The following is a 15,144-nucleotide window of genomic DNA, read 5'->3' on the forward strand; positions in this document are numbered from 1 at the left end:
AGTGGCCACGACCTCTGGGTACGCGCATCCGGGGATGTTCCCTCGTCCCCGTGCCGAGCCCCGCCCACCCCTTCCGGTTCCCCGCCCTCTTCCCCCTCCCCGGAGCACCCCGCATGACCAGCCGCCCGCCCGACGCGCGTCCGTACGACCGGGGGCCCGGCGGCGGTGTGCCCGGCGACCGGGTGCCCGGCGGCGGTGCGCCTGAGGACCCGCACGCCCTGCTGGACCGGGCCCGGCGGCTCTCCGCGGCCGGCGGACATCCCGGGGCCGGGGGCGCCTGGGAGCGGGCCGCGACGGCCCTGCGGCGCGCGGGCGGGGCCATCACGCCCGGGGACCACGCCGACGCGCTGGACGCGACCGCCCTCGACTGCCGGGGCCGGGCCGGACCCGCCGCGGAGACCCTCTTCTCCCGCGCCGCCGAACTGCACGAACGCGCCGGGCAGCACGGCAAGGCGCTGATCTCACGGGCCCGGGCGCTCCTCGCCGGCCCGACGCCGGCGGCGACAGCCCGCGCCGAACTCACCGGACACCCCGGACACCCGGGACTCCCCCGACACCCCGGGCTGTCCGGGCCGGCCGGGCACTCCGGGCACTCCGGGCACTCCGGGCTCTCCGGACTGGCAGCGCTCTGCGAGCGGGCCACCGCCCTGCACACGACCGGCGGGGCCACCACGGCGCAGACCGCCACGGTGCTGGTGCTGCGCTGCCGGGCCCGCGCCGACCTCCTCGACACCGCCTCCGACCCGGCGGCCGAAGCCGCCGCCCTGCGTGAGGACCTCGCCCGGGTCGTCGCCTTCGCCGCACCGCGCAGGGCCGACCCGACCGTCCTCGGCCCCCTAGCCGACGCCCGCGCGCTCCTCGGCCGGATCACCGCCCCCGACGACCCGCCCGCCGCCCTCGCCCACCTGCGGGCCGCGGTCGCCGACCACCGGGGCTCGGGACGGCCCTGGCCGCCCACCGAGACCGAGCTGCTGCTCGCCGGGGTACTCCGGGCCACCGGGGCACCCGAGGAAGCGGCCACCGTGCTCCGTACGGCCCTCGGCCCCGGCGAGGAGACCGCGCTGCTCCGCGCCGCCGACCGGGCCCGCATCTGCCTCGCCCTCGCACGGACCCTCACGGGACCCGGCGGACTCGGCGGACCCGGGGGCCCGGGCGGACTCCGCGGGGGCGAGGGGCGCGGCACGCACGGCCGGCCCCGTCGGGCGGCGGGCGAGGAGGAGCTGACACTGCTCACGGAAGCCGTCCACCAGGCCGACCGGGCCGGAGAGGACCGCCGTCTGGGCCTGTTCGCCCGGCTGCGCCTGTGCACTGCCCACGCGGAGCGGGGCCGCTGGCAGGAGGCCGCCGCGGTCACGGAGGAAATCCTGTCCGCGCTGACGCGGGACGGGGACGAGGCCGCTCGCACACCGGCCAGGGCCTGGCTCGCGTACTGCTGCCTGCGCCGGGGAGAACCCGACCGGGCCGCACGGGAGTACGCGCTCGCGGCGGCGGAGGCACGGCTCCGGGACGACCGCGACGACGGTGCCGCCCTGAGCCACCGCGCCGCGCACGCGCTCGCTGTGGCAGGGGCGCCGGAGAAGGCGGCCCGGGCCTACGAACGCGCGGCCGACCTCTGGCGTTCGGTCGGCGACCACGGCGCCGCCGCTCGCTCCCTGCGCGCCCGGGCCCGGCAGGCACGGACGGCATGGGGCGCCGCCAGGGCCGAGGTGATCCTGGAGGAGGCCCTCCGGGAGGCCCGCCGCGGCCTCCGCGGCGCGGCGGGGCCGGGGGAACGCGACCGGCTGCGTACCGAACTCGAAGAGATCCGAAGAGAACTGGCGGAACTCCACGGCCCCGGCGCCACGGTCTCCGCCGTGGCCGACGCCGTGGACGCCGTCGATGGTGGTGGCGGGAGTGGCGGCGGTGGCGGCGGCGGTGGCGAGAGCGGTCCCGGGCCGTGGCTTCCGCCGGATCCGTACGGGCCGTCAGGTCGCTATCAGGTGGACGTGTACGGCGAAGTGGGCGGGGCCGGCTCACGCGCGGCCACCGCGCCGAGGACCCGAGTACAGGGGTGCGTGTGAGCAGAGTGATCGACGGCCGCTTCGAGCTGGTGGAGCGCCTGGGCGGGGGCGGGATGGGGACGGTCTGGCGCGCCCGCGACCTGGCCCTCCACCGTGACGTGGCCCTCAAGGAGGTGCGCCCGCCGGATCCCGCGATGGCCGAGTACGACGTCGAGGGCGCCCGGACCCTGCGGGCGCGGGTGCTCCGCGAGGCCCGCGCGCTGGCCAGGGTCGACCATCCCGGCGTGGTGACGATCCATCACATCGTGGACGCCGGCGAGGGCACGTACCCCTGGCTCGTGATGGAGCTCGTCACCGGCGGTTCCCTGCAGGACCGGCTCGATCGCGGCACGATGACGCCCACCGAGGCCGCCGCGCTCGGCCGCCGGCTGCTCGCGGCCCTGACCGCCGCCCACGAGCAGGACATCGAGCACCGTGACGTGAAGCCCGCCAACGTCCTGCTGCGCCCGGACGGGCGGCCGGTCCTGACCGACTTCGGCATCGCGGCGATCCGCGAGTCGACGGTCCTCACGGCCTCGGGTTCGATCATCGGCTCGCCCGACTACATGGCGCCCGAGCGGATCCGCGGCGGTTCCAGCGGTCCGGCCGCCGACCTGTGGTCGCTGGGCATGCTCCTGTACGTGGCGGTGGAGGGCCACCACCCGCTGCGCCGCGAGAACACCCTGGCGACGCTGGCGGCCGTGCTCTCCGACGACGTACCTCCGCCGCGGCGGGCCGGTGGGATGACGGACGTCCTGACCCGCCTGCTGGTACGGGACCCGTCCGCCCGCCCGGACACGGCCGAACTCGAACGCGCCCTGGCCGCCACCGCGAACACGGCGACCACGACGAACGCGCCGCCCGCCGGGACCGCCGGGATCGCCGCGGAACCGACGGACGCGATCCCCGCGAAAGCGGCGGACGGCGAGTCACCTGTCGGTGAAGTAGCGGTGGGTGAGGGGCCGATCGGTGGCGGGGCAACGACCTCGTTCCGGCTGGCACCTCCCGCGGCCGGGCATCCCGAGACGGCGCCTTCCGCACCCACACCCGCATCCGCTCATCCCGGGACTCAGGCATCCGCGTCCCTCCCCTCGTCATCCTCGTCGCCCTCGTTCTCATCGACGGGGGTTTCGGATCCGGGCTTGTCGGCGGGCGTTTCCGAGCCGGGCCCGTCGGCGCTCGCCGACGGTGGACGGCGGCGGGGCCGGGCCACCCGGTTCTTCGGCAGCGCCGTCGTCGTGGTGCTCGCGGTCGGCATCCCCCTCGGCGCCATGACCTGGGACTGGCGGCCCGGTGAGCCGAAGAGCGGCCCCAGCTCCGCTGCGCCCTCGCAGCGGGGCCCGGCGGCACAGCGCCCCGCTCCGTCGACGGCGCCGGCGCCGGGGAAGACATCGGCCCCGAAACAGCTCGACCTGCTCACGCCCGCCGGGATCAAGGCCGCCGTGAACGCGGTCCACGCCGCCACGAACGGCGCGAAGGTCACGGGCTTCGTCGTGTACCCGGACTACGCGGTGGCCGAATCACTGGTCAAGGGCAGTACGAAACGGTACGACCGGTACGTCTACCGGGGCGAGGACGTGGCCGTGCGCCAGGGCCCCGGCGGCACCGCCTTCCCCGGCGCGGTCCCGGTCGACCTGGACGCCTTCGACTGGGACGCCCTGCCCGCGCTCATGAAACGGGCCGACAAGGAACTGGGCATCGACATCCCCACCAGCCGGTACCTCGTCATCACCCCCGCGTCGACACTCCTCGGGAGCGACGCGGGGCTGAGCCTCTACCTGCACGACACGTACGGAGTCGCCTATCTCACCGCCGACACCAACGGTCGGGTGACCTCCACCTATCCCCGCAAGGACTGACCGCCGCCCACCCCGTTCCTGACGACGAGCGAGGCGAGGCCCGCCCGCGTCTCCACGCCCGTCTTGCGGTAGACCCGGGCGACATGGCTCTCGACCGTGCGGGGGCTCAGACAGAGCCGGTCGGCGACGGCCTGGTTGGTCAGACCTTCGGCCACCAGGGCCGATATCTCCCGCTCGCGCGGGGTGAGTACGGCGAGCCGCCCTCCGGCGCCCCCGTCGGCCGGGGCCGGTCCGGTCCGGTCGGCGAGGTCGACCAGCAAGCGGGCGCCGCCCTCGGCGGCCAGTCGGCGGCCCCTCCGCCACAGCGCGGCGGCCCGTGGAGCGTCGCCCGAGGCCTGCACGTGCGGGGCGGCGAGGAGCAGGCTGTGGGCCTCGCGCAGGGTGGCCCCGGAGCTCGCGCTCTCCCGCGCCGCCTCGATGAAGGCCCCGGCGGCGGCCGCCGATTCGCCCCGGTGGGCCAGCACCCGCCCCCGGGCGCGCTGGGCGGCCCCGCGCTGGACGGGCAGGCCGAGCCCTTCCGCCTCGGCGAGGGCGCGCCGGGTTGCGCGCTCCGCCTCCGCGAGGTCTCCGGCGGCGAGGGCCGCCCCGGCGAGGAGTTCGAGATAGCCCGGTCGCAGGGAGGGCTGGAGCCGGGACAGGTCCGGGTCGCCGCCCGCGCGCACGAGCGCCTCCCGCACCCGGTGCGGGTCGTGGCCCAGCGGGAGGCAGTGGGCCAGCAGGCAACGGGCCTGGGTGGGCCACCAGCCCTGGGCGGTGCCCACGGTCGCCGCGGCCTGCTCGGCGGCTGCCAGTGCCTCGGGGTCGTCGATGGGCCGGGCGTGGAGGAGGACCGTCGCGCGGATCGCCCCGCTGAAGCCGAGGAGTTCGGCGCCGCCCAGGGTGCGGGCGACGGCGAGGGACTCCTCGGCCAGGTCGAGCGCGGCTCCGACCCTGCCGGTCAGGAGGTGGACGTACGCCGAGCAGAGGAGGAGCTGCGAGAGCGCGAAGGGGCGTCCGGCCCGGCGGGCCGCGGCGATGCCCCGGGCGGTGTGGCGCTCGGCCGTCCGGTACTCCTCCAGGAACGCCTCGGCCCAGGCGAGGCGCACCAGCGATTCGGCGTGGTCGGCCAGTTCGCCGTCCGTCAGGGCGTCGGTGAGGGCGGCGGCCTCCGTCGCGCGGGCGCGGGCGGTGGCGGTCTCGCCCTCGTACACCTCGCCGAGGGCGGACAGCGTCAGCACCTCTGCCGTCTCCGCCTCGTCGCGGCGGCTCCGGGCCTCGTCGAGGGTCCGGTCGGCCTCTTCGCGGACCTCGGGGTAGCGGGTGGCGAAGAGGGCCCGGGCGCCCCATTCGACGACGAGCCCGGTCCGCAGGTCGGGCCGGGGGCCCGGGGTCCGCTCCAGCTCGCGGCGGAGCAGCGCGTCCGCCTCGGCGTACCGGCCGAGATGACGCTCCATGAACGCGCACAGCAGGACGGCGGAGGTCCGGAGCCCCGCCGTGTCCGGGAGGCCCGGGGCGGGGCCGGGGGCGGGGACCGGACCGGAGCTGAGGCCGGGGGCGGGGGCGGGGGCGGAACTGAGACCGGAGCCCGGGGCAGTGCCGGGGCCCGGGGTGGTGCCAAAGCCCAGGGCAGTGCCGGGCCAGGGGCGGCACGTGTCGATGAGCCGGTGGAGGAGGTCGCGGCTCTCGGCGACGCGTCCCGCCGACCCGAGGGCCTGGGCCCGTCGGAGCGTCAGTTCGCCCCGGCGGGAGAGGTGTTCCGGGGTGTCGGGGAGCTGGTCGAGGGCGGCCGCGAGCCAGTGGGCGGCGCGCGCCGGGTCGACCGTCCCGATCCGCTCGGCGGCTTCGACGAGTACGGCGGCGGTCGCGGCGTCCCGGCCCGTCGCGGCGCCCATGAGGTGTGGGGCGCGCTCGGTCGCGGGTGCCCCGGCCCGGGCGAGTGCGAACGCCGCCCGCCGGTGCAGCTCACGGCGGCGCCACGGGTCCAGGGCGCCCCTGATCAGTTCCGGCAGGGCGGGGTGGCGCGGGCCGAGGGTGCGTCCGTCCTCGTCGGGCCGGAGCAGGTCGCGGCGGGCCAGGTCACGCAGGGCCTCGCCGATCGTCTTCCTTTTCTCACCGACCTCACCGGCCTCACTGCCCTCACTGCCTTCGCTGCCCTCACTGCCCTCACTGCCTTCACCGCCGGTGGCCACGGCCGCGAGCAGCTCGGGCGTCGCACGGCCGTCGAGCACGGCGAGCGCCTCGACGACCGCGCGCTCCGCCGGGCCGAGCGACGTCAGTTCGTCGAGGAGCAGCGCCGCCGGTCCGGAACCGGGCGCCCCGCCGCGGCGGGTGCGGGCATGGGCGAGCGCGCGGAAGTAGAGCGGGTTGCCGCGGCTGGCCGCGTGGAGCTCCGCGACCGTGTCCGGCGGCAGCCCCGGGGTGACCGTCCCGGCGCAGTCGTGCGGCTCCAGCGGGCCGAGGTCCATTCGGGCGAGGACGCCGCAGTCGGCGGCCCTGGCGAGGGCGGAGGCGAGGGCCGGCGGGGTCTGGCGCTCGCGGCGGGCCACGACGAGCAGCACGGGAGCGCGCAGCGGGTGCCGGAGGAGGTGGTCGACGAGGGCGACTGAGGCCGGGTCGGCGCCGTGGAGGTCGTCGAGGAGGAGGACGAGCCCGGGTGCCGGGACGCGGCCCAGCGCCGCGCCGATCCGCCGCACCCGCTCGCCGTACCCCTGGCCGCCTTCCCCGGCACACGCGCCGCTCTCCTCGGCAGCCACGCCGACCACCCCAGCCACCCCAGCCGCCTCGGCCGACCCGTCGCGCTCGACGAGCCGGGCGAGTTCGGCCAGGGCCGAGGTGATGGCGCGCTCCCGGTGGCCGAGGTCGGCGAAGGCGTCCAGAAAGGCCTGGAAGGGGGTGGTCCTGTCCTCTTCGGCTGCGCCGGCCCGGCCGCTGAGCACGGTCACGCCGCGGGCCCCGGCCCGTACCGCGAACTCGGTCAGGAGCGCGGTCTTGCCGATGCCGGGCTCTCCCGTGACGTCCACGGCCGCCGGACCGGCGCCCTCCGTCCGGCAGCCGAGCAACGCGTCGAGCCGGTCCACCTCCCGGGCACGCCCGACGAGGGGTGCGCGGTCGACGAACCCCCGGTCCGCGAAAGTGTCCACGTACAGTCCCCCTCGTGCGGTCGTCCGTCGCACGGTCGTGCGGTCGTGCCGTCCTGCCTGTCTTCCCCGCCCTCAGTTGTACGGCACGCCACCGACAGCGGCGGCGCCGGACGTCGTCAGCCGAGGGTGAGGGCCTTGAAGGCGCGGGTCTGCTCCGTCACGGCCCGCTCCGTGGGCAGGCGTTCGATCGACGAGGCCCCGAAGAAGCCGACGACTCCGGTGGTGTGCTCCAGATGATCAGCAGGTCGACCCCACCGGCCTCGGCGCACTTCGCGGAGAGGCCGGTGCCGGCTCCGGCGCCGACGATCGGACGGCCGGCGGCGACCCGGGCGCGCAGCCGGGCGAGGACGTCCTGGCGGCTGATGGTGGATCCGGTGGTCACGGTGGTCACTCCTCGCTGTCGGCGGGGGAGGGAGTCGAGGTGTCGCTGAATCACTGAATCGCTGTGTCGCGTTGCCGCTGTGCCACGTTGCCGCGTTGCGTGTTGTCGCGTTGTGGGGTTGTCGCTGCCGGCCCTCGGGCCGGGCCCTCGGGCCGGGCCCTCGGGCCGGGCCCGAGGGCCGTTCAGCGGCCCGGACCGCGGGCGCCCTCGGCGATCAGCTGGTGGAGTCGGTCGGCCATGGCCACCGCGAAGGAGGCGTCGTTGATGTGCGCGTCGAGCTCGTGGACCCGGACCTCGCCGCCGCGGACGGCCGCGCGCAGGGCGTCGAGACCGGCCCGGTCCGCCTCGGGGTCCTCGAAGGGACCGTCGGCCGTGTCCACGGCCGAGATGCCGCGCAGGGGCCAGAAGACCTCGGCGGGGCCGCGCGCGACGCGGAGCTTGCGGCCGATCCCGGTGCCGAGTTCGGTCATCTCGGCGGCCGTCGTGCGCATGAGGGTCACGGTCGCGTTGTGTATGAGGAGGCGGCGCTCGGTGAACCGCTCGGGCACGGTCGAGGCCGGCCCGAAGTTGACCATGTCGAGGGCTCCGGGGGCGACGACCTGCGGAATGCCCATGGCCCCGGCGGCGGTGAGCCGGGCGGCGCCCGCGCTGAGCACGCCGCCGACCAGCTCGTCGGCGAGCTCGGTCGTCGTCAGGTCCAGTACGCCGTCGAGCACGCCGTCCCGGGCGAGCTTCTCGACCGCCCGGCCGCCCGCCCCGGTGGCATGGAAGACGAGGACCTCGTAGCCCAGTTCGGCGAGTCGTGCGCGGGCCGCGTCGACGGCCGGGGTCGTCACGCCGAATATCGTCGCCGCGACCACCGGGCGCCCCCGGCCGGCGGGCTCGTCGTGGTTGCGCTCGTGGCGGCGGGCCATTCCGGCGGCGGCAGCGGCGGCGTTGCCGAGGACCTGGCAGGAGACGGCGTTGAGGCCGGAGATGTCGACGACGCTGTACATCATGGTGAGGTCGCTGCTGTCGACGTACGGGGAGACGTCCCCGCCGGCCATGGTGCTGACGAGCACCTTCGGTACGCCGATCGGCAGGGCGCGCATCGCCTCGGCGGCGACCGCCGAGCCGCCGCTGCCGGCCGCGGCGAGCACGGCGTGCAGCTTGCCCTTGCGGTAGAGGTCGAGGACGACCCGGGTGAGGCCGTGCGCCATCGCGGAGACGGCCTCGCCCCGGTCGCCGGCGGCCCGCAGCTTCACCAGGTCGTGGCCCGCCGCGCGCGCGACGACATCGGCGGTGACGTCGGGCACGGGCGCGTGCGCGGGTGGCGGCATGACACCGGTGTCGACCAGGAGGACGTCGCTCCCGTACTCCCTGAGCCGCTCCCGCAGCCAGGCGTACTCCTCCCCCTTGGTGTCCAGCGTCCCGACCAGCACGACGGTGGCCATGCCCTCACCCTTCTCCCGGTCCCGCTCCGGTCCCGCGGTCCGGTCCCGTTCTCCCGCCGATCCTCCGTCGTCGGACCTGTGGCGACAACGACCACTCCGGGCGGATTGGCCTGCGTCGTGGCGCAATATGGGTGCCATGGCCAGCGCGAACTGGCCCTGGTCCTCGGCCTGAGCCGGTCCACGGTCACGTCCGCGTACGGCCCCTCCTGGAGGCCGCCGGCGGGCGGCGCCGCGCTCTGGGTGCGCGTCCCGGGTGCCGACACCGAGACCCTGGCCCAGCCGGCACGGCGCCGCGGCGTCTCGGTCGTCCCGGGAACGGCCTTCTCTCCGGTGGACGGCTTCCGGGACCGGCTCCGGTTGCCGTACGCGCACGGGACGGCCGCCCTGGAGGCCGGGCTTCCCGCACGCCTGGAGTGCGCGGAACGCGCGACGGCCGGGTGATCGCCCACGGGGGGGGGGGGCGACGCGGCCTGTCCAGAACTGGCCATGCTCCGCCGTCCGGGAGCGCCGCCCACGCGCTCCGACCGCCCGCAGGGGCCCCCTTCTGTACGTCAACTCCGAGGCACCCACCTCGTGTCCGACGGTGCCGATCCGGCCAGGAGCGGTGGCTCACCACGGACGACGCGGGGCGTCCGAGCCGCGCGGGCGGCCCCGTCCCGGAGGCGTACGTCACCCTGCGGCGGGTCGTCGAGAACTGGCTCGTCCTCCTCGACCCGCCCCGGCACACACGGCTGCGCGCGCGGGTGACACCGCCGCTCGGTGCCACCGCGGTGACGGCGCTGCGCCCCCGCGTACGGGAGATCGCGGAGGAGCTCGTCGCACCGCTCGCGCGGCGGCCGGTGGTGGAGCTCGTCGAGGGCTTCGCCGCCCCGTATCCCCTGCTGGTCATCGGCGGGTTGCTCGGCGTGGAGGCCGAGCGGTGGCCGTGGTTCCGCGCACAGGCGCTGGCCCTCCAGCAGGCGGGCTCCACGGGGCGACCGGACACCGGCGGCGCTGGACCGGGCGGAGCGGTCGCGCCCCGAGGTGGCGGACGAACTCCGCTCCGATCCAGTGCGTGTCCTGACCTCACGGGAACACCCTCATCCCACTCCTCGTTGCACCCACATACCCCCTATGGGTATATGGATACAACGAGGAGGCTCCGTGACCACGAGAAGACTGACCGCGCTCACCCCCGAGCAAGCGCCGGGCCGCGCGGGCGAGTTACTGACCGACATCGTCGAACGGCACGGTTCGGCAGGCGAGATGGTGTCGACCATGGCGCACTCGCCCGCGCTGCTCGACGGCTACCTGAGCCTGTCCCGGGCCATGAAGCGGGTGAAGATCCCCCGCACCCTCAGCGAGAAGCTGTCGATCGCCGTGCAGGAGTGGATCGGCTGCGGCACCTGCCGCGAGGCTCACCGCGCCGCCGGGCGCGCGGCGGGGCTGAGCGAGACCGATCTCGAACTGGCCCGCCAGGGCACGTCGACGGATCCGCGCGAGGCCGCCCTCATCGGCCTCGCGCTCCGGATCCTCGCCGAACCGGGCGCCCTGTCCGACGACGACATTACCGAGGTACGGGCGCACGGCTGGAGCGACCGGGTGATCGCGGAGGTGGTCGGAGTGGTGACCCTGAATCTGCTGACCGGGGCCTTCAACCTGCTCGCGGGAATCCAGCCGGGGCCGGAGGAGTGACCAAGGGCGCGGCAGGGCACGCACATTGACGAAGCGACAGGCGACAGGCCTGACGGCTCCGAGGGCTCCGAAGGTTCCGCAGCTTCCGGCGGGTCCCGACTACGAGGCTCCGGACGAACCGGCCCGGAGGTCGGCGAGCAGTTCCGCCTGCCCCGCGAGGACACCGGAGAGGATCGAGCGCGCCACGATCAGCAGCTCCGCCACCTGTGGGCTCGTCAGCGTGTAGTAGACGGTCACGCCCTCGCGCCGGGCGACGACCAGGCTCGCCCGGCGCAGCACGGCCAACTGCTGGGAGAGGTACGCCGATTCGACGCCGGTGTCGCGCAGCATCTCGGCGACCGCGTGCTCGCGCTCGCTCAGCAGCTCCAGGACACGGATCCGGACGGGGTGCCCCAGCGTTTTGAAGAACTCCGCCTTCAACTGATAGAGCGGCGCACTCATCGCACCCACCCCGGACCTCGCGTCGACCCAGCACTCTGCACCATGCCCCCTATCCTCGCGCCTGCCGGGGCACACGAGTTACCGGGGTCCCCGGCGAGCCGGAAGGGCGCGCCGGGCGGGACTCACTCGCTCGGCCACGCGTCGCTGCGCCAGGCGCGCTGCTCCGCACCCGCGTCGAGGTGCGCGGCGAGCGCGGCGTCCAGGTCGCAGTGGACCGGGATCGTGGTGCCGCCGCCGTCGCCGTCGGGGACGAGGGAGCCGTCGGCGGGGATCGCGGCGAGTTCGAGGGTCCGGCCGGCCACCCGGAGCCGGTGGGCCGCCTCGGCGACGGCGATCCGGCCGCCCGCGGACCAGCCGCGCAGCCGGCTCAGGTCGAGGACCACCGGCCCTGTGCCACGCGCCACCGCCCATCCCACGGCCCCGGTGAAACGACCGACGGCGTCCGTGCCGAGGAACCCGGCGAGGGACAGCACCCCCAGCTCCTGCTGGACGGTGTAGCGCCATTCGATGGTCATGCGGGTGGCCTTCCCTCTCATACAGATGGGCGCAGCCCGATCAGAATGTATGGAATTGCAAAATTATGCAATTCCATGATGAGACGGTCACCCGGCGTACACGGTCTCGTCCCGGGAGAGCCGCTGGATCGAGCGGCAGCTCGGCCACCCGGTGGTCAAGGCCTTCAACGGCACGTACGCGGAGGACATCCTGGAGCGCCCGCGCCCGGCGGGCCGCACGCCGGACGGCGTGGCCGGCTCAGCTCGGCGCGGGGGCCGCGAAGGTGACGGCGGAGGCGGGCACGGTGACCTCGGCGTCGCTCCCGAGGGCGTACGCGGCGACCCGGGAGACCGTCGCCGCCGGGACGACCTCGCTGACCCCCGGCACCGCCGGGCAGTCCTGGGTGGCGTGGGCGTCGTGCGGCACGACCACCCGGTAGCCGCGCTCCAGGGCCGTGCGGGCCGTCGCCTGGACGCACATCTCGGACATCACTCCGCAGACGGCGACCGCCCGCACGCCCGCGCCGGTGAGCACCTCGCCCAGCGAGGTCGCGTGGAATCCGTCGTCGCGGGGCTTGCGGATCACCAGCTCCCGGGGGCCGGGCTCGACGGCGTGGTGGAGCTCCCAGCCCGGCGTGTGGGGCTCGTCCTCCGCGCCGGGCGGCCCGTCGTTCTGGAGGTGGACGACGAGCGCCCCGTCCCTTCGCGCCCGGGCGATCAGGTCCGTCGTCCGGTCGACGAGCCGGGCGGCGGCCGGTACGGCCCCCTCACCGGTGACGAACGCGGACTGCACGTCCACGACGATCAGGGCGTCCACGGGCTGCGCATGCTGGGTCATCCGGCCATCATCACTTCCGCGGCCTGCCCGGCTCCACAGGATTTCGGGGGTGCCGCGTCCTGCTCGTCACTCCCACCTCGCGGACTCCGGATCGACGCCGTGGGCCTCGGCGTTCGCGAGGATCACATCGCGCAGCCGGCCGGTCAGGCCCGGGGCGACCGCCTCGTAGGCGTAGCCGGGCTCGTCGACGTACGTCCGTCCCATGCAAGCCTGCATCGAGTGCGTGCAGTCGACGTACCTCGACATCAACGCGCGATGGCGCTCCGCGAGGACGTTCGCCTCGCCGGAGCCGGGTGCGACTCCGGCGCGTTTGGCCGTGGCGAGGTCGGCGTTGAGAACATCGGTCGCGGCCGCGAGGCAGTCCTCGATCCGGTCCCACACCTCCGCCTCCCTCATCCGGCCCAGGGCGGTCAGGTAGCGCGGGTCCTCGACGTCGACACGGAAGCCGCCGCCCATCCGGTTGCATCCGGACCAGGTCCACATCGCCCATCACCGACATGGCGCTCTGCAGCGGGCCGAGTATTTCTCGCGGGGCGTCGGGCCGCTCCTCCAACGGGCCCCGCAGGAGATCGAGCATGGCCGAAGCGGTGTCATGAACAACAATCCTCATGCCCTGGGACCGTAGGGCCTCCCCTTACGGGAGGGTCCAGCCGTGCGGGCGGACGAACCGGCCCTCGCCAGGAGCCATCGGCCCGATACGCCGGTGACGAAGAGGCCGGTGACGAGGGCGAGGAGCGAGGCTCCGGGGCCCGAGGTCCAGTCGACGGCCCGGGCGTGGACGGCGAGGACGACGGCGGTCGCGAGGGCCACCGCCGGGACGGCCGTGAGGGCGGGGCGGATACGGGCCAGGTCGTCCTCGACGAGGGAGCCGAGGACGCCGACGCCGAGGGCAAGCGCCCACACGCCGAGGCCCTGCGCGTCGGCGCGGTTGACCGTCCAGGGGACCAGCGGGCCCCAGAAGGCGGGGAAGGCCAGCAGACCGGCGCCGATTCCGAGCCATCCCGAGCCGAGGACCGCGAGCAGCGGCTTCGACCAGCCGGGCAGCGGTGCGACGGGCCGCCGCGCGGCCCCGGCCGGCGGGGCGGGCCTGCGGTACTGGGCACCGAGGCACACGACGGCGCCGAGGGCGAGCAGTCCGAGGGTGGCGACCCAGCCGAGGCTGAAGAGCGCGAGGAACAGCGGGCCGCCGCGGACGGCCTGGAGGCTGCCGCCGTTCAGCAGGCTCACCGCGAAGAGACCGACGAGGACGATCGCGAGCGGCAGGACGAGGCTCCGTACCTCCTCCCAGACGCGGGCCCGGCCGATGGTGAACAGCGCGGGTGCGACGCCTGCCATGGCCGCCCCGACGAGTCCGGGGCTGAGCGCCTCGGGGGACACCCAGGCGCCCGCCGCGTGGCCGGTCAGGCTCGTGACGGCGAGGAGGGCACCGACGGTGAGGCTGATGCCGCCGACGACGCCGCTGAGGACCACGACGGCGGGAGAGAGTTCCCTGCCCTCGACCGCGACGGCATCGGTCACGGTGTCCGAGGCACGGTCGGTGACGGCGTCCGTCACGGTGTCCGGGGCCTCCGGCGTCTCCGAAGTGCTCATCAGCGGTCACCTTCCCGCGTGGTCGCCGCGACGGGGGCGGCCTTCGGGGCCGCCGTCGCGGGGCCGGTGGGCAGCTCGGCGAACGCCCGCCGCCGTTTGAGGAGTTCACGCCCGTACAGCACGCGCAGGCTCACCACGGTGACGGCCGCGTAGGCGAGCATGCCGCCGCCGATGCCGACGCCCGCGATCAGCGCCGTGAGCCGGTCGAGGCCCATGGTCAGCTCCAGGACGGGTACGGCGGCCGCCGAGAACGCGGGGGCCAGGCACAGGGCCGCCAGGTGCAGGCGCCACTCCTCGCGCGCCCGGTCGGCGCCCCGCACGCGCGCGCGTGCCGCCCGCACGGCGATGACGACGTGGATGAAGGCGTGCGGGACCAGGTAGGCGAGGAGCAGCCGACGCCCTCCCGTCCCCTGGTCGAGGAAGGCGACGGTGATCCACGCGAGTCCGGCGACACCGGCGAGGTGGGCGGCGACCAGCACCGGCCCCGGGCACCACGTGCCGGTCGGGCCGGGGACGGTGGTGCGCCGGTCGAGCGCGCGGGAGGCGAGCAGCGCGCCGAAGGAGACGAGGGAGCCGAGGTGCATGATCGCGACGCGGTTGATGTCCTGGATCGAGAGCCCGGGGTAGAGCCAGGGCAGGAAGCCCCATTCCAGCCGGAGCAGCGGAGCGGTCATCAGGAAGCCGTAGCAGAGCAGCATCCAGCGCTGGTGCAGGTCGGGGAGGCCGCGGACGGCGGCGAGCACGCCGAGCGTCACGCTGCCCACGGTGCCGACCAGGATCGTGGCGAGGACGATCCAGAACGCGGCCCCGCTGAACGCCTCCTCCGGCGGCGTGCGGACGAGGTAGAGGGCGGCGCCCGCCATCGACACGTACACGGTGACGGCGAAGACGGTTCCGGCGATCCGGTGCAGCCGGATCCGGCGCCGTACCGCCGAGAGCAGCTGTACGGGGCCGAGCAGCATCAGCAGCCCGCCGAGGACGGAGTGCACGATCAGCGGGACCAGGCTCCGGCTGTACGGGCCCATCCGGTCGCGCACCGCCTCGGCCACGAACTCCGGGGAGACGGACCGGCCGAGGAGCCACTCACCGAGGGCGGGCGCCCCGGGGCGGGCGTACGGCCAGAGCTCGGTCACGGCAATCGGCGCGTACGCCAGGCAGACCGCGGTCACCGCGACGGCGGCCGCCCTCCCCCATCTCGTGCTTGTCGGACGCCCCATGGCGGATCCCCCTCCGAACGCGCGATAGTCCTGTCTGGACTATGGAGGAAGGTAGGGC

At 75.4% G+C, this 15,144-nt stretch carries 14 protein-coding genes and 1 pseudogene; 5 read left to right on the forward strand and 10 right to left on the reverse strand.

Annotated elements, in window-relative coordinates; translation table 11 throughout:
- The first annotated feature begins 113 nt into the window (after positions 1-113).
- Together OG361_RS04850 and OG361_RS04855 are read left to right on the forward strand one after the other, a co-directional pair.
- Complete coding sequence (locus OG361_RS04850; RefSeq protein ID WP_405852016.1) at positions 114-2,060, forward strand: hypothetical protein; 1,947 nt, start codon at positions 114-116, stop codon at positions 2,058-2,060.
- 53 nt (positions 2,061-2,113) lie between these two features.
- On the forward strand, positions 2,114-3,898 hold the full coding sequence (locus OG361_RS04855) for a protein kinase domain-containing protein (protein WP_405862081.1): 1,785 nt from the start codon (positions 2,114-2,116) through the stop codon (positions 3,896-3,898).
- Here the strand turns inward: OG361_RS04855 and OG361_RS04860 are convergent.
- The 4 genes from OG361_RS04860 to OG361_RS04875 all read right to left on the reverse strand — a co-directional run bounded on the left by OG361_RS04860 (position 3,880) and on the right by OG361_RS04875 (position 8,832).
- Positions 3,880-7,017, reverse strand: a complete 3,138-nt coding sequence (locus OG361_RS04860; protein ID WP_405852017.1) for an AAA family ATPase — start codon at positions 7,015-7,017, stop codon at positions 3,880-3,882. The genes OG361_RS04855 and OG361_RS04860 overlap by 19 nt on opposite strands.
- 116 nt (positions 7,018-7,133) lie before the next feature.
- Positions 7,134-7,205: a hypothetical protein gene (locus tag OG361_RS04865; protein ID WP_405862083.1), complete on the reverse strand. Its 72-nt coding sequence runs from the start codon at positions 7,203-7,205 to the stop codon at positions 7,134-7,136.
- Positions 7,175-7,399, reverse strand: coding sequence for a phosphoenolpyruvate hydrolase family protein (locus OG361_RS04870; protein WP_405852018.1), 225 nt, complete (start codon positions 7,397-7,399; stop codon positions 7,175-7,177). Before OG361_RS04870 ends, OG361_RS04865 begins: the two co-directional genes overlap by 31 nt.
- 182 nt (positions 7,400-7,581) lie before the next feature.
- Positions 7,582-8,832 carry a Tm-1-like ATP-binding domain-containing protein gene (locus tag OG361_RS04875; protein WP_405852019.1) on the reverse strand — a complete coding sequence of 417 codons (1,251 nt, stop codon included), beginning with the start codon at positions 8,830-8,832 and terminating at the stop codon, positions 7,582-7,584.
- Between the two features lie 117 nt (positions 8,833-8,949).
- Here OG361_RS04875 and OG361_RS04880 point away from each other — a divergent pair, with 117 nt between their 5' ends.
- Both OG361_RS04880 and OG361_RS04885 read left to right on the forward strand, forming a co-directional pair.
- Positions 8,950-9,273 (forward strand): hypothetical protein, encoded by a 324-nt coding sequence (locus tag OG361_RS04880; RefSeq protein WP_405852020.1) that lies wholly within the window; start codon positions 8,950-8,952, stop codon positions 9,271-9,273.
- Positions 9,274-9,975: 702 nt separating this feature from the next.
- Positions 9,976-10,506 (forward strand): carboxymuconolactone decarboxylase family protein, encoded by a 531-nt coding sequence (locus tag OG361_RS04885; protein WP_405852021.1) that lies wholly within the window; start codon positions 9,976-9,978, stop codon positions 10,504-10,506.
- A gap of 99 nt (positions 10,507-10,605) precedes the next feature.
- On the opposite strand, the gene OG361_RS04890 is transcribed toward OG361_RS04885, so the two are convergent.
- A complete protein-coding gene (locus OG361_RS04890) occupies positions 10,606-10,947 on the reverse strand; it encodes an ArsR/SmtB family transcription factor (protein WP_384575524.1) in 342 nt (113 codons plus the stop codon).
- A gap of 122 nt (positions 10,948-11,069) precedes the next feature.
- Entirely contained in the window at positions 11,070-11,462 is a 393-nt protein-coding gene (locus tag OG361_RS04895; RefSeq protein ID WP_405852022.1) for an anti-sigma factor antagonist, read from the reverse strand.
- Positions 11,463-11,577: 115 nt separating this feature from the next.
- Here OG361_RS04895 and OG361_RS04900 point away from each other — a divergent pair.
- Positions 11,578-11,697 (forward strand): annotated as a pseudogene (locus tag OG361_RS04900) (NADP oxidoreductase); the annotation flags it as partial.
- Between the two features lie 3 nt (positions 11,698-11,700).
- Here the strand turns inward: OG361_RS04900 and OG361_RS04905 are convergent.
- From OG361_RS04905 to OG361_RS04920, 4 genes are all read right to left on the reverse strand, one after another.
- On the reverse strand, positions 11,701-12,279 hold the full coding sequence (locus OG361_RS04905) for an isochorismatase family protein (protein WP_405852023.1): 579 nt from the start codon (positions 12,277-12,279) through the stop codon (positions 11,701-11,703).
- 66 nt (positions 12,280-12,345) lie between these two features.
- The gene (locus tag OG361_RS04910) at positions 12,346-12,762 is read right to left on the reverse strand and encodes a TipAS antibiotic-recognition domain-containing protein (protein ID WP_405852024.1); all 417 of its coding nucleotides are present in this window, start codon (positions 12,760-12,762) and stop codon (positions 12,346-12,348) included.
- Between the two features lie 123 nt (positions 12,763-12,885).
- Positions 12,886-13,869, reverse strand: a complete 984-nt coding sequence (locus OG361_RS04915) for a hypothetical protein (protein ID WP_405852025.1) — start codon at positions 13,867-13,869, stop codon at positions 12,886-12,888.
- On the reverse strand, positions 13,869-15,086 hold the full coding sequence (locus tag OG361_RS04920; RefSeq protein WP_405852026.1) for a DUF2306 domain-containing protein: 1,218 nt from the start codon (positions 15,084-15,086) through the stop codon (positions 13,869-13,871). The genes OG361_RS04915 and OG361_RS04920 overlap by 1 nt, the downstream gene beginning before the upstream one ends.
- Positions 15,087-15,144: the final 58 nt, after the last annotated feature.

Source organism: Streptomyces sp. NBC_00090 (genome assembly GCF_045160815.1).
Lineage (GTDB): Bacteria > Actinomycetota > Actinomycetes > Streptomycetales > Streptomycetaceae > Streptomyces.

Coding starts and splice junctions, on each gene's coding strand:
- OG361_RS04875 (WP_405852019.1), bottom strand. CDS start 8,832: ATGGCCACCGTCGTGCTGGTCGGGACGCTGGACACCAAGGGGGAGGAG.
- OG361_RS04890 (WP_384575524.1), bottom strand. CDS start 10,947: ATGAGTGCGCCGCTCTATCAGTTGAAGGCGGAGTTCTTCAAAACGCTG.
- OG361_RS04895 (WP_405852022.1), bottom strand. CDS start 11,462: ATGACCATCGAATGGCGCTACACCGTCCAGCAGGAGCTGGGGGTGCTG.
- OG361_RS04920 (WP_405852026.1), bottom strand. CDS start 15,086: ATGGGGCGTCCGACAAGCACGAGATGGGGGAGGGCGGCCGCCGTCGCG.
- OG361_RS04910 (WP_405852024.1), bottom strand. CDS start 12,762: ATGTGGACCTGGTCCGGATGCAACCGGATGGGCGGCGGCTTCCGTGTC.
- OG361_RS04915 (WP_405852025.1), bottom strand. CDS start 13,869: ATGAGCACTTCGGAGACGCCGGAGGCCCCGGACACCGTGACGGACGCC.
- OG361_RS04905 (WP_405852023.1), bottom strand. CDS start 12,279: ATGACCCAGCATGCGCAGCCCGTGGACGCCCTGATCGTCGTGGACGTG.
- OG361_RS04850 (WP_405852016.1), top strand. CDS start 114: ATGACCAGCCGCCCGCCCGACGCGCGTCCGTACGACCGGGGGCCCGGC.
- OG361_RS04855 (WP_405862081.1), top strand. CDS start 2,114: ATGGGGACGGTCTGGCGCGCCCGCGACCTGGCCCTCCACCGTGACGTG.